An 18,302-nucleotide genomic window follows, 5' to 3' on the forward strand; every position below is an offset into this window, starting at 1 on the left:
ATAGCAAAATAGCCCTCAATCTGAAAAAATTCAAGATTGTAGGGCTATTTGTCATGCGTACTAATAGGTACGCTTTTTTAATCCCTGTTTTAAGTTTTTCAATGCGTCATTTGAATTCGGGCTTACTTATTTTTTTCTCTTTCTTTCAAAATCCGCTCTTCCAGCTCTTTCGTTTTCATTTCCTGTCTTTTTGAAAATTGTTTCACTGCAAAGAAAACCGCAAAACAGAGCAGGAACAGAAAGACCATTTCAACCGCGGCCGGAATATAGGCCATTTTATCTTCCGGGAAATATAAAAAGTCGCCGTATAATAAAAGGTGATTCACCTTCATCACTTCTTTCCGTCATATTATTCGATCACTGTGATTGATAAAATTTTGACATCTTCCAACGGTTTATCGCGGAAATCCGTTTCCACCTCCGCAATTTTGTCCACTACATCCATGCCTTCCACCACTTGACCGAATACAGTATGTTTATAATCCAACCAAGGGGTACCCCCAACCCGTGCGTATTCCTCAATGATTTCTTTCGGGAAACCGGCCTGTTCCATTTGGGCAACCATGTCCGCCGGCACATATGGCATTTGCACGATAAAGAACTGTGAACCGTTCGTGTTTGGTCCTGCATTGGCCATTGATAATGCTCCGCGCAAATTGAACAATTCAGGATGGAATTCATCTTCAAAAGGTTGTCCCCAGATGGATTCCCCGCCCATTCCTGTTCCGGTTGGATCTCCGCCTTGGATCATAAAATCCTTAATGACACGATGGAAAATAATTCCTTCATAATAACCCGACTTGGCATGGCCCAAAAAGTTTTCCACTGTTTTTGGCGCATGTTCCGGGAACAATTTTATTTTTATTGAGCCCATTGTCGTTTTCATTTCCACCAAAATTTCTCCAGGGTTTAATTCCTTCGTTAATTGTGGGTACATTTCTTCTTCTCCTTTATAAATAAAATCAAAGTCATGACTTCATTTTCCTCGTATCAGTTTACCATAAAACGATCATTTTTTCTGCTAATTTGGCATTTTCCCTTTCATCTCTTATTATTTAAACAATTTCCCAAAGAGAAATACTTTTGTGTCATGCAATAAAGCGGAACTGTTCTGTTGGAAATTATGGTATCCTTTCTTGTAGGAGCCGAGGAGGAATCATCGTGAAGCAATTTTTTGGTTATCTTATCATTATCGCTTTCTTCCCTCTCCTCTATCTGTTGGGGGAGAAAATATGGGAAGAAGTGGACCAGGCAAAAACCCAACAACAGCAAATCGAAGAACAAGTCCAACTTCCTGAAACCCAAACCCAGCTTCCCGTTAGAATGTTGGACCGAAATGGAAGTCTTTTTAATGAGGATTACGTCGAATGGAGGGTCCCTACTCCATTAAATGAGATGCCTGAAATCGTCAAACAACTGTTTATATTAAGCGAGGATCGGGATTTTTATCAGCACATCGGCTTCGACTTCAGCGCCATCATGAGGGCGGTTATCGCCAATGCGGGACAAAATTCCATCCGGCAAGGGGGCAGCACCATTACCCAGCAGCTTGTCCGGTCGCTTTATTTATCAGAAGAGAAAACCTATGAACGAAAATTAATGGAAATCTTTTATGCCTATGAATTAGAAAAGATGTATGACAAAGACAAAATTTTAGAAATGTATTTAAATGAAATGTATTTTGCCAATCAAGTGTATGGAATCGGCGGTGCGGCAACGTACTATTTCAATAAGCCTTTGCAGGATTTGTCCGTGGCGGAAATTGCATTCATTTCGGCCATTCCGAACAATCCATCCCTTTATGATCCGGTGACCAATTTCGGGAATACAAAAGCGCGGCAAGAGCGATTGATTGACTTGCTGGCCAAAGAAAATATCATCACGGCCGATGAAGCGAATACATATAAAAACGAACCGATTCGACTGAATATCAAGAGGAAAACCCAGAAGTTCCCCGCTTACAGCACTTACGTCTTGCATGAACTGAAAGAATTGATTGCGGAAAATGAAGGATATGCGGACAGATTGCGGAAAGCTACCCCGGACGCAAAAAAAGTGGTCCAGAAGGAATTGGATGAAAGAATCAATGAACTGCTTCATTCCGGCATCATCATACATACGGCTTTGAATCCTCAAAAGCAGGACGGGGATGAGAAAGCCATCGACTCTTTTTTGTCGGTCCAAAACAACTTGCAAGCAAGCGCTGTCGTCATTGATAATAGCAATCGTGAAATTGTAAGTATTTATGGTGGGAAGGATTATAAAAAATTCGACTTCCATCGGGCTTATCAAGCACCGAGACAGCCGGGTTCATCCTTTAAACCATTAATCGTATATGCGCCGCTTTTTGAAACGGCAAACTATTCCCCTTCATCCATAGTAAGTGGAGGAAACATTTGCATCGGCAATTTCTGCCCGCAAAACTACGGGGGCGCAGTCTACGGCAATGTGACGATTGCGACCGCCTTTAAATACAGCTTAAACACAGCCGCTTTGAGGCTGTTCACCAAGGTGGGAATCGACACGGCTTTTCAATACTTGAACCAATTCCGTTTCGAGTCCATTGAGGAAAAGGATAAAAATTATTCAGCCGCATTGGGAGGGCTCACATACGGGGTAACCGCCCTGGAGATGGCCGATGCGTATACAAGTTTTATTGACGGAAGTTACACAAGAGCCCATGCCATACGGAAAGTGACCGATCAGGATGGAAATATATTGTATCAATGGCCAACGGAACGGAAACAAATATGGTCTGAACAAACGGTCCAATATATGCGGACGCTTTTGGGCGAAGTGGTCAGAAGCGGAACGGGAAAGGGAATTTTTGCAAATTCATCGTATATTGGTGCGAAAACAGGAACAACCAATGACTATCGGGACTTTTGGCTGGCCGGCTTATCGAACGAATACACCGCTGCCGTCTGGCTCGGATATGACCAGCCAAAATCGATGCAACAGCTTGAAAAGGCGCAAATCCATTTCAAAATCTTCAACCGCATTATGAACCAATGAAAAAAGAGCGAGTTTCTTTCCCGCTCTTTTTTGATTATGCCGGTCAGAATATTAATTGGAAAGTTTGACTTTCGAATGAACCGCACTGAACCATTTTCTTTGGAATGATATCTATGCAACTAAAAAAGGCTGCCCCATTGAAGACAGCCCGTACCAATCTAATTTGCAAAAGGCAAGCTCGCCAAAATCCCATTGTACAGTTTTAGACATACAAAGAGGACTGCCGCAAGAAAAACCGCCCAAAAAACAATTTCAAATACGATGAGGCCAATCATGCCGGCCAAAGAAGTATATTGGCTCATTTTATATACTGTATAGACAAAAGAACAAAATAGCGATAATGCAAAAATGATCAGCAATGCAAGATAGGATTGGATGGCAACGGTGCTCAAGAGGCCACCGAAAAAGAAGATGACATATCCCCCTCTTGCCCCCTTTACAGAATGGCCTTCCGAATCGTTCGAAAACAATAGCATCGCGATCTCATGAATCGTTTCCCCAACCAATTTCAATGCTGAAAACATCATGAAGAAACAAAGGAATGAAACGAACAGCAACAACATCCGGATTTCCATATCGGTGAAAAATTCCAGCATGCCGGCATATAAGCCGATGGATTGGAAAAGGCCGATCAACTTGCCTACCGTAAAAATGCCGAATGAGAGACTATAAAGCAGAATAGAGAATAATGGTAAATAACTATATAAGTACGGATTTTTCATCATATTTGCCCCGTTAATTGTATTTTTCCTAACTTATCATAGCAAAATTTCCCGATCTATCAAGTAAATAAAAGAAAAAAGAGTGCGGAAGTCCGCACTCCATCAGTAACGGCCATATGGTGGATAAAATGGAGGATAGATTGGATAATATGGATAATATGGTGGATAATAATATCCTTGAGGATAAATCACGTTCCCTAATAATCCCCCTAAAAATCCGCCAAGAAAAGGATAGCTAAAAAAATTGAATCCACCCCGGTTATATGGTACTGGACGATGGTGATATCGGAAATTCGACATAGTAAACCTCCTTTTCTCTAGTAACATATGTGGGAAAAGGAGGTTCACTTATGTTAATCGCCTAATCCATTTTAAATGCGAAATCTTCAACAAATGCAGCAAGGGTGCGAACCATTACGCCCGTGCCGCCCTTTGGCCCCAATTCGTAAGGCTTGGATGCATCGGATGTTCCTGCAATATCCAAATGGATCCATGGCGTATTATCTACAAATTCCCCGACAAACCCGCCGGCAAAAATCATATGGCCATCGCTTCCCGGAGAATTGTTCAAATCGGCCAATTGCGACTCGCGGATGCGTTTTTTATCCCTTGCCGTCAACGGCATGCCCCAAACAAATTCACCAGTTTTGATGCTCGCTTCCATAAACTTGTCGAAAAAGCCTTCATGATTCGTCAATGCACCTGTTTTATCGTAGCCTAAAGCGGTAATGACTCCGCCGGTCAACGTGGCCACATCAATCAAGTAATCCGCACCATGTTGTTTGGCGTAAGTGACCGCATCCGCCAAAACGAGACGGCCTTCCGCATCGGCATTTTTAATTTCCACCGTTTTTCCGCTATAAGTGGTAATCACATCATCGGGCTTGAACGCGTCTCCTGAAATCATATTGTCCGTTGCCCCGATGACGGCCACCACATTCTTTTTCGGCTTCGTTTCACCGATGATTTTCATGGCGCCAAGAACAGCGGCAGCTCCGCCCATATCGCCTTTCATGCCGACCATGCCGGTTTTGGATTTGATGGAATAGCCGCCTGTATCATAAGTGACCCCTTTTCCAACCAAACCGATGACGTTTTTCCACTGTTCCATTCCTTTATATTTTAAAGTAATCATCCGGGGTTCATTGGTTGATCCCTTATTGACCGCCAAGATGCCGCCCATTCCCAGCTCTTCCAATTGCGCTTTATTCAAAATTTCCACTTCAAAGCCATATTGGTGCGCCAAATTCACCGCATAATCCGCCAAGTCTGTGGCCCTCAAAATATTCGGAGGCAAATTCACCAACGTTCTTGCTTCATTCACCGCTTCCGCATAAATGTAGCCCAATTTGCAGCTTTCAGCAATTTCTTCAAAATCCTCTTTTGTCACAAAATGCACTTCATCAAGATAAACATCCGGAGCGTTGCATGTTGTTTTATAATGAGGCACTTGATAAAATCCCATGCCGCTTCCTTCCGCAAATAAAAACGCAATATCCTTCTCACTGATCGGGGCGGCGGTAAAGGATTCCAACCAAAGGGTAAAGTTGTCCGCTTTCATCTCACGAAGTTTTTTCCCCACCAGTCCAAAAGTTTCCCGCAATTCATTTCTCGTCAACGTTTTCGTATCCCCTAATCCGACAAACAAAACCCGTTGCAGATGTTGATTGGATCCCACATACGGAATTCTCGTCAACTTTTTGCGTTCCGTTTCGATATCGCCGGAACGGATCCATTTTTCCACCTGCTCTCCGTAAAAGGATACGAAATCTTTCCATCCCTTGATATGATCACAATTTTTTTGAACACCTACAATTAATAATTCCGTTGTAATTTCATCAAATGTTTTTTTCTCTTTACAAATCATATTGAAGAACCTCCGAGTTCATGTTCTATCCTTTTCTAAAGGAATTCAAATAAAAAAGCCACTTCCTTTTACTAGTATAACCTAATTTTTGTAAAAGGAAGTGGCAACATATCACAAGAATTTGATATCAACTTTTCCCTACACTCTCCAATGATTTTTCTTCTTCAAAAATAAAGGTTTCAGAAGTTTTTTGTTTTAAAGTAATCAGCAATCCGGTACCAACGATGCCCAGTACCACCAGGAAAAGCATGCCGCTTTTTACATTCAGCACCCCTAAAATATAAGGTCCCAAGAAACCTCCAAGGGCCGCAATTGAATTGACTAATGCGATGCCGACTGGTGCAGTTCGTTCTGTGAAAAAGTGGGTTTCATAAGCAAAGAAGCATCCGGCAAATATATACAGACCGAACGAAGCAACGGTCAAGCAAACCAACATCCAGCCCGGGGAGCTCATAAAACTTGCACAGGCAAAGCCGATAAAGGCAATTATGAAGGAGGCGACAAGATGTTCCTTATATTTTCCGGTACGGTCGGAATTCCATCCGCCAAATAAAATGGCCAATATCCCCATGAAGGAAGGAATCATCGATAACAACCCAATGGATACATTGGTTGTCCCCTCTGCGGATAAATTTTTCAGAATCGTTGGCAACCAAAAAGACAATCCGAACATGCAAGTGTAATTTGAAAAGTAAATTAATGCCAATTTCCAAACTGTTGCATCTTTCAACATTTCCCCAACATATTTTTTATTGATGTGATTGCTTTCCGTTCTTTCCATTTGAAGTTCTGATTCCAGCCATTCCTTTTCCTCCTGGGACAGCCATTTGGCTTCACTTGGCCGGTTCACCAAATAGAACAGCACCACGATTCCGAGAAGTAATGCCGGAAGCCCTTCCAAAATAAACATCCATCGCCAACCGGCCATCTCCAGCCAATACACATGATCAATGATCCATGTCGAAACGGGAGCGCCGATTAATCCCGCAATAGGCAAAGCCAACAGCAAGATCGCCGTTGCCCGTCCACGCTCTTTTTTACGGAACCAGTATGTCAAATACAGTACGGCTCCCGGGAAAAAACCCGCTTCCGCGATACCTAAAATAAAGCGCAAAATATATAAGTGGGCAGCATTTTGGACAAATCCCGTCAATATGACAATGATTCCCCAAGTGATCATAATGCGGGCAATCCATAGTCTGGCCCCCATTTTGCTCATGATCATATTGCTCGGGATCTCAAACATAAAATAGCCAATAAAGAAGATTCCCGACAATAATCCAAACACTTCCGAAGTCAGCGCCAAGTCGGCGTTCATTTCCAAAGCCGCATAGCTTAAATTCACCCGGTCCAAATGGGCAACAATATACAAAAGCAAAATAAACGGCAAAATCCGAGTCATCGTCTTCTTAACAGTCGTCTTTTCAATCATTTGAAGTTCTTTCAAATTACAATCCCCCTGTTTACACTGTGATAATAGAGTAAAATGAGTATATTGAATAAATAAAGAAATAAAGAACAGACAGAAATCGCTATGAAATAACGATTTCTGCTAATTGACGCTTTAAGCCAATCAAATTGTCAGCGCTTTCAATGATGGCCTGATGCGCTTTCTGAATGGCCTCCACACCAATCCCTGCATAATTCTTCAAATATAGTGCCAGATTCATAAATTGTTGCAATGTTTTATGAACGTAAACTTTTGCAGCGATTTCAATCTTTTGATCTCCGCTTGTTTTTCGGGCTCTCGCCAACAAACTGTCCATGGCGTATAACCCAATCGCCATATCCGCAATGGCAGCTGCCAGCTCCTGTTCTTTATTCATATCTGTCAAATTGTTTTTGCGGGCGCTTTCAATCAACTCTTTCAATATAACCCTTGCAAGATTCAATTTTTGATATTCCTTCTCCAATGGACCGCTCACATGCTCTTCTTCCACAACCGGTTCGTACGCTTTCATTATGTGGTTGGCAATCAAGATGCGATTGATTTCATTCGTGCCTTCAAAGATGCGATTGATTCGGACATCCCGATACAATTGTTCGATTTCATATTCCCGCATATACCCATAGCCGCCATGGATTTGCAATGCTTCATCCACAATTTTTCCCGCCGCTTCGGTCGCCATCACCTTATTGATGGAACAATGGACTGCAAATTTCCCTACCAATTTGGCAATGGAATCATAGGGTTCTGAAAAGGATTCTTCCATTTCCCCGGCCGTCCGGTATACAACGCTTTCCACCGCAATGGACTCTGCAACCATATCCGCAATCTTTTCTCTGATCAAAGGAAAACTCGTTAATGGTTGCTTGAATTGTTGACGGACATTTCCATATTCGATCGCCAATTCGATTGCCCGTTTGGCCGTGCCCAGCGAACTCAAAGCAATTTTATGTCTTCCGAAATTCAATACATTGAATGCAATGATATGTCCGCGGCCGATTTCACCAATGACATTTTCCACCGGCACATGGACTTGATCCAAAATAACCGAACGGGTGGATGAACCGTCCAACCCCATTTTATTTTCCTCTGGACCCGTGGACAGCCCTTCGCTGGCCGCTTCCACAATAAAAGCGGTGAAATGCTGATGGTCCACTTTTGCATAGACGATAAGAATGTCCGCAAATCCTGAATTCGTAATCCATTGCTTTTCGCCATTCAAAATATAATAACGGCCGCATGGAGATAAAGTGGCAGATGTTTTAATGCCCAATGCATCCGTTCCGGCGGATGGTTCCGTCAAAGCATAGGCTGCGATATGCTCTCCTGTAAGCAATTTAGGCAAATAACGGGATTTTTGCTCCGGTGTCCCGAACAGGGCAATCGGCAACGCCCCTATTCCTGTCTGGCCGCTGAACGTAATGTTGAACGATCTTGCCTTTGCCATCCCTTCGGCAATAATCGCCGCGCTCACCTTGCCAAGTTCCAATCCTCCGTATTCTTCCGCAATATCAGCCGCAATGAGGCCAAGTTCTCCCGCCTTCAACATCAGTCTCTTTGTTTCATCAAATTGTTTCTGTTCAATCAGATGGAGTACGGGAAATACTTCCCGATCAACAAATTTCTCTACCGTCTCTTTCAGCATGAGATGTTCATCCGTAAATTCTTCCACTGTAAACACATCAGCTGGACGGCTCGTTTTGTTTAAAAAGGACAGCAAACTTTTCGTTGAACTATTCATGTACCACAACCTCTCTTTCAAGAGACAATGTCAGCTTTTCAACCACTTCTTTCGGGATCGGCTCCGCTTTTGGCGTATCGGAAAAGGACGTCCATGCGCGGATCATATAACCATGGGCTACAATTTCGTCTCCTCTTTTGAACACATGTTTTAATTTGAAGGTTTTATTATGGATTTCCAATACGGTCGTTTCAATCACCACATGTTCTTCAAATCGCAGCGGTTTTTTGAACTGGCAAAAGGCTTCAAGGATGGGCAAAGCCCGCTTATCTTCCTGAAAAAGTCTGCTGGACGGCTTTATAAGTTCCGCAAGATATTCATGCGTGGCTTCATCCATCCACTTATAGAAGTTGGGGGTAAAAACGATTCCTGCCGCATCCGTGTCCCCCCAGCGCACTTTAAATTCATACTTATGCATTTGGCACATCCCCTTAACGAAGTGTCGCTTTCAATTTCTCGGTAATGATATTTTTCAGTTCATGTTTGATAATTTTTCCGCTGGCGGTAATCGGCAGCTTATCAACGAAAACAAAACGGTCAGGCACCTTGAAATCCGCCACTTTGTCTTTGATGTAATCCTTCATCGATTGTTCATCTTCCACATGGCCCGGTTTCAATTTAATCACGGCGCAGCTGATTTCCCCTAAAACCGTGTCAGGCAAACCGATAATCGCCACTTCCAGCACACTTGGATGTTTATAGAAATGTTCTTCAATCTCCCGTGGGTAAATATTATATCCGCCTCTGATAATCAGTTCTTTCTTGCGTCCAACGATGCGGATATAACCATGTTCATCCATCGTTCCGGAATCACCCGTATAAAAATAGCCTTCCTCGTCAAATGCCGCCTGCGTGTATTCCGGCATCTTGTAATACCCTTTCATCACGCCTTTTCCTTTGACGGCGATTTCTCCAATTTCACCGATTCCCACTTTTTGTCTTTGTACGTCAACAATTTTCCCTTCATAGCCCGGCAAAAATTTTCCTACCGTCGTTGATTTCAAATAATCATCATCATCAAAGCTTGTGAATGTCACCGGAGCGGAGGTTTCTGTAAGTCCATAGGAAACTTGAATGTCACAACCCATTTCGGTCCGAATTCTCCGGACGATTTCTTCCGGACATGGAGCAGCCGCGATGATTCCTGTTCTTAACGATGACAAGTCAAACTTTTGAAAATCCGGATGGTTCAGTTCCAATATGAACATTGTCGGCACTCCATGATGGACCGTCACCTTTTCGCTCTCGATCCGTTTTAACGCTTCGATGGCTTTATACTCTTCCAAAAACACCATCTTTGAACCTTTGCTGACCACCGACAGGATGCCCGGCACCAAACCGAACACATGGAAAATAGGCACCGGAATGAGATATACATCGTCTTTTGTACATTTCAACATATCGGCGGATAATTCGGCGGAATATATGACATTTTCATGGGTCAACATAGCCCCTTTTGGTTTGCCGGTCGTTCCGGACGTATACAGGATTGTAAAAACATCATCTGCCGGATCGATTGGTGCAGGAGATGCGGAAATGCCTTTGCCTTTCTCCAATAAATCCCGATAACCAGAAAATTCAGACATTTCCGAGCGCACTGCGAAAATATCTTCCAAAGAAGAATCACTTGATTGCAAATAATTTTTAAAGTCCTCAAAATATTGGAAATCTTTTCCGACAAACATTCCTTTTGCGCCGGAATTTTCGAGAATGTAGACAAGCTCCTCTTTGCTGTATCTTGTGTTGCAAGGAATCAAGATGACGCCCAATTGCGCCAACGCAAAATAGATGGCTACGGCTTCATACCAATTGGGAAGGGAAACGATGACCCGGTCCCCTTTTTGATAACCCTTTTGCGACAAAGCGGCCGCTATACTTTGAGTTTCTTCCATTAATCGCTTATACGTGATGCGATTCGCTCCATCAAAGATCGCTTCTTTATCCGGATAATTTTGAGATGCCCTTTCAAGAAGTCCAAACACAGTAACTGTCATTCTTCATCCCCCTTTATAATCTCTCCCATATTGCCGCAATTCCCTGTCCACCACCAATGCAAACGGCAGAAGCACCGTATTTTTTTCCTCTTCTGGCCAACTCGTAAATCAAAGTCAGCGATATTCTCACCCCTGAAACCGCCAATGGATGTCCCAATGCAACTGCACCGCCATTTACATTGCCGATTTCCGGGTCAAATCCGAGTTCCTTCTGACACGCCAAATATTGGGCTGAAAAGGCTTCATTAATTTCGATCAAATCCAGATCTTTCAGCTGCAGCCCCGCTTTTTTCAATGCATTTTGAATGGCAGGTACCGGCCCGATTCCCATATACTTCGGCTCTACACCGACAACATCCCACGATACTAATCTCGCAATCGGTTGCAACCCTCTTTTTTCGGCATATTCCGAAGAAGCAAGGATCACAGCGGCTCCCGCATCATTCATTCCACTGGCATTGCCTGGTGTAACTACACCTCCTTCCAAAAATCTTGGAGGCAATTTGCCCAGCTCTTCCAGACTTGTTTTTCTTGGATGTTCATCTTTGTCGATGATGACCGTCCCTTTTTTCTTCTTGATTTCCACCGGAACAATTTCTTTCTCAAAATATCCTTTTTCCATTGCGGAAAGGGCTCTTTCATGGCTTGTAAGCGCATGCAAATCCACTTGTTCCCTCGTGATTTCGTATTTTTTCGCCAAATTCTCCGCCGTGATGGCCATTGAACATTGACCATACGTGTCATAAAGTCCATCCCACAACCAATCTTCAATCACCGGTGAACCTAATTTGGTCCCCCACCGCATTCCTCTGATGACATGGGGAACTTGGCTCATGTTTTCCGCTCCGCCTGCCAGCACCACTTCCGCTTCCCCCGTTTGAATGAACCGGGCAGCAGTCAACAACACTTCGATGCCGGTGCCGCATAATCGATTGACGGTAACAGCCGGCACTTCGATCGGCACTTGCGCTTTCAACCCGACATGCCGGGCCAAAAAATGGGCATCTTTACTTGATTGCTGAACGTTTCCGAATACGACATGATCAATTTCATCGGGTGTTATTTTTGCTCTTTTGATCGCTTCAATAGAGGCATAAGCCCCCAAATCCGTCGCTGAAACCTCCCGGAATGAACCGCAAAATTCAGCCAAAGCGGTACGCGCACCTTCCAACAGGACAATATCTTGTTTCACAAAAATCATCTCCCTGTAAAATTCGGCTTTCTTTTTTCTACAAATGCTTGCATTCCTTCTTTTCGATCCTCTGTTGCAAAGGCATTGCCAAAGCAAGTCATTTCAATTGTAAGCCCGGACTCCAAATCCACATTGGAACCGGAATTCACCGCCAATTTCAACATTCTTAAAGCTACACTCGGTTTCTCGGCCAGTTTCTTTGCCCATTCGCAGGCTTCTGACAAAAGATTTTCCGCCGGTACCACCCGGTTCACAATGTGCCATTGAAGCGCTTGTTCCGCCGTAATCATTTCACCAAAGTACAGCAATTCTTTCGCAATTCCTTGTCCGACAATCCGTTGCAATCTTTGCGTTCCGCCTCCACCAGGGATAATGCCCAAATTGATTTCCGGAAAGGCGAATTTGGCCTTTTCTGAAGCAATCCGCAAATCGCAAGCCAATGCCAATTCCAATCCGCCTCCAAGGGCAAGTCCGTTGATGGCGGCAATGACAGGCTTCGCTAAATTCTCAATCGTTGAAAAAGCTTTTCTTGAAGTTTGATTCATCTCCAGCATATCAACGGCTTCCAATTCCAACATTTCGCGGATGTCCGCTCCGGCAACGAAAGCCTTTTCACCGCTTCCCGTAAGGACGATTACTTGGACGTCTTCCCGGTTTTCAAGCTCTGTCATCAATTGGGTAAGTTCTTTAAAAACAGCTGTATTAAGGGGATTGACAGGTGGACGGTGAATGGTTACAATTGCAACCTTATTCTCAATTTCACAAAGCAAAAATTCATACTTTGCCGTCAAGTCCTGAACAGTTTTATTTGTTGTAGTCATAAAAACCAGCTCCCGTCTTTTTACCTAATCTGCCTGCTCTCACCAGTTGTTTCAGCAATAATGGAGGTGCATAACGATTATCATTCAGTTCATTTTTCATATATTCCATTACGTAATAACCGATATCCACGCCCGCATAATCCTGCAATGTAAATGGGCCCATCGGATAATTCAAGCCAAGGGTAACCGCTTTGTCGATATCTTCCGCCGTGGCGACACCTTCTTCGAGCAGCCGAATCGCTTCAATTAACTGCGGAATCATAATGCGATTTACAATAAATCCTGGCACATCTTTTTTGACTTCAATCGGTTCTTTCCCCAAATCTCTTGCAAAAGCTTGGATTTTGGAAACGGTTTCATCACTTGTTTTTAATCCCCGTACAACTTCCACAAGCTTCATGATTTGTGCCGGGTTGAAAAAGTGCATTCCGGCCACTTTCTCCGGACGTTTTGTTGTTTCCGCAAGCACCGTAATGGACATCGAGGACGTGTTTGTTGCAATGATGACGTCTTCCGGCAGAATTTGATCCAGTTTTGTAAAGACTTCCTTTTTCACGTCCAAATCTTCAACAACGGCTTCGATGACAAAATCGACCTCTTGCAAATCTTCCAAATTCGTCGTTGTATGGATCCGTTCAATGACTTCCGCTTTTTCGCTTTCCGTGATTTTTCCTTTTTCAACGCTTTTGTTCATAAATTTCTCAATGCGCGCCAACCCATTTTCCAAAAATTTTGTATCTACATCGTGAAGGAAAACCTGGAATCCGCTGCTTGCGATCAAGTTGGCGATTCCGCTTCCCATCGTTCCTGCTCCCACCACTCCAACTGTCTTTATCGCCATATGTGATACTCCTTTCAATTTTAAAAATTTTCTGTGATTAAAATATATAAAAATTCTAATCTCTTCTGTACCTATACAATGTAGGAAGAATACAACGAATTTTCATCATTTTTGCGGAGAATGCCTGAAAGATTCATAGAATACGGAACAAAAAAACCCGCCCTTTGCCCAATGGTTCAAAGAGCGGGGGGAAATGGCTTCACAGGTTCTGCTTCAATTCGTTCCCGAATAAATCATACAATTTAATCGCCATATTCAAATTAAATCGGTGTTCCGCATTATCCAAATCCACTTGTAAGAGATCCTCAATTTTTTCCAGGCGGTATTGCAATGTGCTTCGATGAATATACAATTCTTTTGCCGTTTCGGTCATATTCCCATTATGCGACAAATATACTTGAAGGGTTTTCAATAAATCCATGTTTTTTCCTTCACTATTCAATAACGGACCGATGTGATCCTGAACAAAGATGGCAACCATCCGGCCATCGATTTCATGCAATAAAGTATAGGCCCCCAAATCATCAAATAAGGCGAATCCCATTTCCTTAAAACGCGACTTCACTACATTCAGACATTTTTTTGCTTGCATGTAAGAAACCGAATAATCTTCAATCTTCTCTGTTACTCCCCCGATGGCCAATAAGACTTGAACATTGTTCCAATCGCTTCTCACCCATTTTTTTAAATTTTCATACATTTTATTCCAATATAATTTTATTGAATGAGCCATCGATGAAACCGGTGAAATTAGAATCAAATCGCCTTCTTTATTTACGGCGATCACTTCCGGATAATAGTTTGATAGATTCAATTTGATTTTTTCCAATATGGCGGATTTGTACGACTCCTGTTCCAGTAAATCCAGGTGATGATCTTGGATGGTTAATGACAGGATGGCGACAAAATGGGGACGATTGATATCCCAATGAAAAAGATTGGCATATTGGAAGATATTTTCAATCTCGTCAATTGGATTGGACAATAATTTGTTGATAAAACTGTCTTTGACCTGTTCTTTCGCATCAAGAATGATTTTTTGTTTCATAAATTGAATGGAATAAATATTGCGGGCGACGTCAATGGCCAAACGGACATAATCATCCATTTTGATATTGGTGGCATCCAACACCAAATAACCAAATAAATCCCCACCCACATCAATGGTCCAAATTAACAACGTTTTTTCCAAGGCCGGATGGGGAATCCATGCTTTGGATGTTCTTTTTTGAACAATTTCATAGGTGGCGAGCTCAAGGTATTCATCCAATAAACCTTCTTTGTCAGGTAACAGTTTATACGAAATCGGTCTCAAAAACCGGTCGAGCAACAGGACAGATTTCTCCAATGTCTGACTCAACATCGTGGTGATTTCATCGATCGAATTGCCGTGAATCGTTTCTTTCACCATCGCTTGCTGATAAATTAATAAACTCTGAAGCTTTTGTTTATGTTGTTTTTCCCTTTGAAACAATACAGCAATGGCTAAATCCTTTCCAAAATCGTCAAATACACTTTCCATTTCTTCATATAAAATGACTCTTTGCAAATAACCAATGATACAAAATCCAAAAAGATTCAATTCATTTTTCAGTGGGAAAGTAAACCAAGTTTGGACCTTCTCCTTTTGAAGCAGTCTCGTAAACTCGCAATTTTTTTCCAGACTCAATTGCTCATGGGTTAAACTGGACAAAAATAAATTGGGGGAACACTGGTCCACAGGTAATGGAAAATGGCCGGCAATCGAACTTTTTGTCCCGCTCCATGCTTTCACAATCAACTGTTCTCCCGTTTTGAAAACAATCCCGACAAAGTCCGCTGACAGTTTTTCTCTGAAAGCATTTGTTATATATTGCAGCGTTTCATCTTCCGAATCAAATTGAACAAGTTGTCTTGAAGTGGATTTCAGCTTTTTTTCCAGAATTTTAACGATTTTTTCTTTTTTTTCTTCCTTCATCCTCTTCCACAGCCCTTTATTGATTATTTATTTATATACATAATATGACAAATCCAAAACCGATATCCAATAATAAAATCGTCCGAACACCACTTGAAACATCAATCTTTCCATTCACACTAATCTTTTTCATGCATATACTTAAATGTTTGAATAAGCATTATGCTATACTGTTTGTAAGACAATAAAGAAAGGGTTTTTGCAATTTGGCCATTTTTCATAATGCTCCATTACTCCTGGCGCTGTTCTCAATTTTTTTCGCGCAATTCATTAAAGTACCCATCCATTTTTTATTTACAAAAGAAATCAACTGGTCGCTGCTCACTTCCACCGGCGGCATGCCCAGCTCCCATTCCGCCGCTGTGACGAGTCTCGCTACAGCCGTTGGTTACGAAACAGGTTTTGACTCACCGGTTTTTGCCGTTGCCGCCTTGTTCGCCGGAATCGTCATGTATGACGCGAGCGGTGTCCGTTATCAGGCAGGGCAGCATGCAGCCATGTTGAATAAAATCCGGCAAGAACTGACAACATTTTTTCATGAAATGAAACATTGGACGGAAAAAGATGAAAATGAAAAACAGGAAGAACTGAAAACTTTGTTGGGCCATAAACCGAATGAAGTATTATCCGGCGCACTTACCGGCATCATTATTTCCGTCATTTTTTATACTTTCATCCAATAAAAAGGATCTATCCAAAAGTTGGCACTTTTGGATAGATCCTTTTAAAACATTCGATATCCGCTTTTCCTTAAAATAATCATGACGATGCCGGCGACGATGGTTCCGGCAAATCCTCCAGATAGAATGGCAATATCCACAACCTGAAGAGATAAAATTTTATCCCATAAAGCCGGCCATGCATGACCCGGTTTGAATATATAATCCAAAAAGCTGACTTCATCAATGATAAAGATAACGACAACCGGATAGATGATCGTCATCAGCCACGTCATGCGAAGTAACATGTTCAATAAGAAACCGATTCCAAAAAACATGACAAAAAATAATACGACAGAGATGATTAATTGTACAATCGAAACTGAGCCACCCATATATGTTTACCTCCATTTTCCTTCCATTAGTTTAACCTAATTGGGTTGTCCTTTCAAATGGAAAAATGGAAACAAAAATGAGAAAAGGAGCGTCTGAAAAGTCATTTTTGAGGCGTTCCCTTTGCGGCTGTCGCACACGCTTAGCCGCAGATGAATTGCGGCAGGGTAACATTTGATGTGACGACCGCAGGAGCAAAGATTATAAAAATATTTACTAATTTATAAGTGGGAAGCCGGGACATTTTACTTATTTCAAATTCGTACAGCCATGAAATTTTACAAAATTTCATAGGATGTTTTCTTTTTAAAAGGGAATTTTATCCTATCAAAAAAAACATTTCCATAGAACCTTAATCCTATAATATAATTAAGAAAATACCAATAGCAGGAGGAATTTAGTATGAAAGTGAAACTCAGGATGCGAAGGATATTTTTGATTGCAATGGCCATTTTCGCAATGATTTTGCCCATAGGTGCCCAACAAACATTTGCATTTACCTCGGCCAATACAAATGCTTCTGGATTGTCCTATCATGATGGATACATCTATGTTGCAAATTTCGTCGACAGTAAAATCAGTAAAATTTCTGATGATGGAACCATAACGGATGTAATAAATTTTAATAATGGCGAACCATATTCTTTGGATTTTGATTCGGAGGGCAATTTTTATTACACATTTGCTTACATAGGTTATCCGATTGATAAAATTTATAAAATTTCCAGTACTGATTTTAGTGAAGGGATTGGAAATCCTGCCGAAATTTCCACGGAAGTCATTACAGGAGGAGTGTTTCTGTATGGACTTGCTTTCCATCCAATAACGGGCGATTTCTATTTTGGAGACTATGTTTTAAAAAAGTTATATACCATTTCGAAAAAGGATTTCAATGACTTTCCAATTCCCGTTACAAGCCCAAAGGTGCATGAAATAGGAACAATGCCGTATTCTGTTTCAGATATTGCATTTGATTCCATAGGAAATTTGTATTTTTCATATTCATCTTGGATAACAAAGGTAACTGCCGATGATTTCGCCGATGGCCATATCGACAATCCAATTCATAACTATGTGATTACTGCGGAAAATTGAATGTCAGTCAAGAAGCCGGTTTCAAAGATGTAACAAGCAAGCACTGGGCATTTGAGGCGATCAACTTTGCCAAAGCTGCCGGCATTATGACCGGTTATGAAGACCTTACGTTCAAGCCGAACCAGGAATTGACACGGGCCCAAACGGTGAAAATCATAAACCTGCTTTTCAAACGCGGACCATTGACGAATGTGGAAACTCCGACATTTGTGGATGTACCGAAAAATCATTGGTCATTTGGAGAAGTGGAAGAAGCCGTCCGAACACATGATATATTATTGGATGGAAATCGATAGTCAAAACAAGGCTAGTGCATAACGAACTTCAAGAATCGAGTAGGAGGGAGCGATTAACTCCCGTCCTCTCACACCACCGTACGTACGGTTCCGTATACGGCGGTTCAATTAAGATAATTGACGCAAGTTTTTATTACTTCCGTGAATAGCTGTTCTCTTTATGCCAGTGGTCACTCCACCCTCCAAGAGGTCTCCCACGGGATTCACCGCTTCCTTCCTCAAGTGAGGTACTACGTTTTCTGTGTTCATCATGACTCACTGA

General features: G+C 42.1%; 18 protein-coding genes. 4 read left to right on the forward strand and 14 right to left on the reverse strand.

The window, feature by feature from the left end; genetic code table 11:
* Positions 1-122: 122 nt before the first annotated feature.
* Both ACFPOH_RS12980 and ACFPOH_RS12985 read right to left on the reverse strand, forming a co-directional pair.
* Positions 123-332 carry a hypothetical protein gene (locus ACFPOH_RS12980; protein WP_390310043.1) on the reverse strand — a complete coding sequence of 70 codons (210 nt, stop codon included), beginning with the start codon at positions 330-332 and terminating at the stop codon, positions 123-125.
* A gap of 17 nt (positions 333-349) precedes the next feature.
* The gene (locus tag ACFPOH_RS12985) at positions 350-937 is read right to left on the reverse strand and encodes a peptidylprolyl isomerase (RefSeq protein ID WP_342468840.1); all 588 of its coding nucleotides are present in this window, start codon (positions 935-937) and stop codon (positions 350-352) included.
* Between the two features lie 224 nt (positions 938-1,161).
* Here ACFPOH_RS12985 and ACFPOH_RS12990 point away from each other — a divergent pair, with 224 nt between their 5' ends.
* Complete coding sequence (locus tag ACFPOH_RS12990) at positions 1,162-3,015, forward strand: transglycosylase domain-containing protein (RefSeq protein ID WP_342581691.1); 1,854 nt, start codon at positions 1,162-1,164, stop codon at positions 3,013-3,015.
* 158 nt (positions 3,016-3,173) lie between these two features.
* Here the strand turns inward: ACFPOH_RS12990 and ACFPOH_RS12995 are convergent, their stop codons facing one another.
* From ACFPOH_RS12995 to ACFPOH_RS13045, 11 genes are all read right to left on the reverse strand, one after another.
* Entirely contained in the window at positions 3,174-3,737 is a 564-nt protein-coding gene (locus tag ACFPOH_RS12995; protein ID WP_390310045.1) for a DUF5366 family protein, read from the reverse strand.
* Between the two features lie 102 nt (positions 3,738-3,839).
* Positions 3,840-4,037, reverse strand: a complete 198-nt coding sequence (locus tag ACFPOH_RS13000; protein WP_342581692.1) for a hypothetical protein — start codon at positions 4,035-4,037, stop codon at positions 3,840-3,842.
* A gap of 61 nt (positions 4,038-4,098) precedes the next feature.
* Entirely contained in the window at positions 4,099-5,604 is a 1,506-nt protein-coding gene (locus tag ACFPOH_RS13005; RefSeq protein ID WP_390310047.1) for a leucyl aminopeptidase, read from the reverse strand.
* A gap of 127 nt (positions 5,605-5,731) precedes the next feature.
* Positions 5,732-7,051 carry an MFS transporter gene (locus ACFPOH_RS13010; RefSeq protein ID WP_342468836.1) on the reverse strand — a complete coding sequence of 440 codons (1,320 nt, stop codon included), beginning with the start codon at positions 7,049-7,051 and terminating at the stop codon, positions 5,732-5,734.
* An 85-nt stretch (positions 7,052-7,136) separates the two neighbouring features.
* Positions 7,137-8,792 (reverse strand): acyl-CoA dehydrogenase family protein, encoded by a 1,656-nt coding sequence (locus tag ACFPOH_RS13015; protein ID WP_390310049.1) that lies wholly within the window; start codon positions 8,790-8,792, stop codon positions 7,137-7,139.
* Positions 8,785-9,210 (reverse strand): acyl-CoA thioesterase, encoded by a 426-nt coding sequence (locus ACFPOH_RS13020; protein ID WP_342468834.1) that lies wholly within the window; start codon positions 9,208-9,210, stop codon positions 8,785-8,787. Before ACFPOH_RS13020 ends, ACFPOH_RS13015 begins: the two co-directional genes overlap by 8 nt.
* 13 nt (positions 9,211-9,223) lie before the next feature.
* Positions 9,224-10,786: a class I adenylate-forming enzyme family protein gene (locus ACFPOH_RS13025; RefSeq protein WP_342468833.1), complete on the reverse strand. Its 1,563-nt coding sequence runs from the start codon at positions 10,784-10,786 to the stop codon at positions 9,224-9,226.
* A gap of 13 nt (positions 10,787-10,799) precedes the next feature.
* Positions 10,800-11,978: an acetyl-CoA C-acetyltransferase gene (locus ACFPOH_RS13030; protein ID WP_342581695.1), complete on the reverse strand. Its 1,179-nt coding sequence runs from the start codon at positions 11,976-11,978 to the stop codon at positions 10,800-10,802.
* Positions 11,979-11,983: 5 nt separating this feature from the next.
* Positions 11,984-12,799 (reverse strand): enoyl-CoA hydratase/isomerase family protein, encoded by an 816-nt coding sequence (locus tag ACFPOH_RS13035; RefSeq protein WP_342468831.1) that lies wholly within the window; start codon positions 12,797-12,799, stop codon positions 11,984-11,986.
* Positions 12,783-13,640: a 3-hydroxyacyl-CoA dehydrogenase family protein gene (locus ACFPOH_RS13040; RefSeq protein ID WP_390310052.1), complete on the reverse strand. Its 858-nt coding sequence runs from the start codon at positions 13,638-13,640 to the stop codon at positions 12,783-12,785. The genes ACFPOH_RS13035 and ACFPOH_RS13040 overlap by 17 nt, the downstream gene beginning before the upstream one ends.
* A gap of 199 nt (positions 13,641-13,839) precedes the next feature.
* Entirely contained in the window at positions 13,840-15,597 is a 1,758-nt protein-coding gene (locus ACFPOH_RS13045) for a helix-turn-helix domain-containing protein (protein ID WP_390310054.1), read from the reverse strand.
* 206 nt (positions 15,598-15,803) lie between these two features.
* Here ACFPOH_RS13045 and ACFPOH_RS13050 point away from each other — a divergent pair, with 206 nt between their 5' ends.
* Positions 15,804-16,280 carry a divergent PAP2 family protein gene (locus ACFPOH_RS13050; RefSeq protein ID WP_342468828.1) on the forward strand — a complete coding sequence of 159 codons (477 nt, stop codon included), beginning with the start codon at positions 15,804-15,806 and terminating at the stop codon, positions 16,278-16,280.
* A gap of 41 nt (positions 16,281-16,321) precedes the next feature.
* Here the strand turns inward: ACFPOH_RS13050 and ACFPOH_RS13055 are convergent, their stop codons facing one another.
* Positions 16,322-16,651 (reverse strand): YuiB family protein, encoded by a 330-nt coding sequence (locus ACFPOH_RS13055; RefSeq protein WP_342468827.1) that lies wholly within the window; start codon positions 16,649-16,651, stop codon positions 16,322-16,324.
* A gap of 400 nt (positions 16,652-17,051) precedes the next feature.
* Here ACFPOH_RS13055 and ACFPOH_RS13060 point away from each other — a divergent pair, with 400 nt between their 5' ends.
* Positions 17,052-17,744, forward strand: a complete 693-nt coding sequence (locus tag ACFPOH_RS13060) for an NHL repeat-containing protein (protein WP_390310057.1) — start codon at positions 17,052-17,054, stop codon at positions 17,742-17,744.
* Entirely contained in the window at positions 17,741-18,040 is a 300-nt protein-coding gene (locus ACFPOH_RS13065) for an S-layer homology domain-containing protein (protein WP_342468825.1), read from the forward strand. The genes ACFPOH_RS13060 and ACFPOH_RS13065 overlap by 4 nt, the downstream gene beginning before the upstream one ends.
* Positions 18,041-18,302: the final 262 nt, after the last annotated feature.

This window comes from Ureibacillus suwonensis (assembly GCF_042655065.1).
Classification (GTDB): domain Bacteria; phylum Bacillota; class Bacilli; order Bacillales_A; family Planococcaceae; genus Ureibacillus; species Ureibacillus suwonensis.

Excerpts from the sequence above, each read along its gene's own strand:
- ACFPOH_RS12980 (WP_390310043.1), bottom strand. The coding sequence starts at position 332 with ATGAAGGTGAATCACCTTTTATTATACGGCGACTTTTTATATTTCCCG.
- ACFPOH_RS12985 (WP_342468840.1), bottom strand. The coding sequence starts at position 937 with ATGTACCCACAATTAACGAAGGAATTAAACCCTGGAGAAATTTTGGTG.
- ACFPOH_RS12995 (WP_390310045.1), bottom strand. The coding sequence starts at position 3,737 with ATGAAAAATCCGTACTTATATAGTTATTTACCATTATTCTCTATTCTG.
- ACFPOH_RS13000 (WP_342581692.1), bottom strand. The coding sequence starts at position 4,037 with ATGTCGAATTTCCGATATCACCATCGTCCAGTACCATATAACCGGGGT.
- ACFPOH_RS13005 (WP_390310047.1), bottom strand. The coding sequence starts at position 5,604 with ATGATTTGTAAAGAGAAAAAAACATTTGATGAAATTACAACGGAATTA.
- ACFPOH_RS13015 (WP_390310049.1), bottom strand. The coding sequence starts at position 8,792 with ATGAATAGTTCAACGAAAAGTTTGCTGTCCTTTTTAAACAAAACGAGC.
- ACFPOH_RS13020 (WP_342468834.1), bottom strand. The coding sequence starts at position 9,210 with ATGCATAAGTATGAATTTAAAGTGCGCTGGGGGGACACGGATGCGGCA.
- ACFPOH_RS13025 (WP_342468833.1), bottom strand. The coding sequence starts at position 10,786 with ATGACAGTTACTGTGTTTGGACTTCTTGAAAGGGCATCTCAAAATTAT.
- ACFPOH_RS13035 (WP_342468831.1), bottom strand. The coding sequence starts at position 12,799 with ATGACTACAACAAATAAAACTGTTCAGGACTTGACGGCAAAGTATGAA.
- ACFPOH_RS13040 (WP_390310052.1), bottom strand. The coding sequence starts at position 13,640 with ATGGCGATAAAGACAGTTGGAGTGGTGGGAGCAGGAACGATGGGAAGC.
- ACFPOH_RS13045 (WP_390310054.1), bottom strand. The coding sequence starts at position 15,597 with ATGAAGGAAGAAAAAAAAGAAAAAATCGTTAAAATTCTGGAAAAAAAG.
- ACFPOH_RS13055 (WP_342468827.1), bottom strand. The coding sequence starts at position 16,651 with ATGGGTGGCTCAGTTTCGATTGTACAATTAATCATCTCTGTCGTATTA.
- ACFPOH_RS13060 (WP_390310057.1), top strand. The coding sequence starts at position 17,052 with ATGAAAGTGAAACTCAGGATGCGAAGGATATTTTTGATTGCAATGGCC.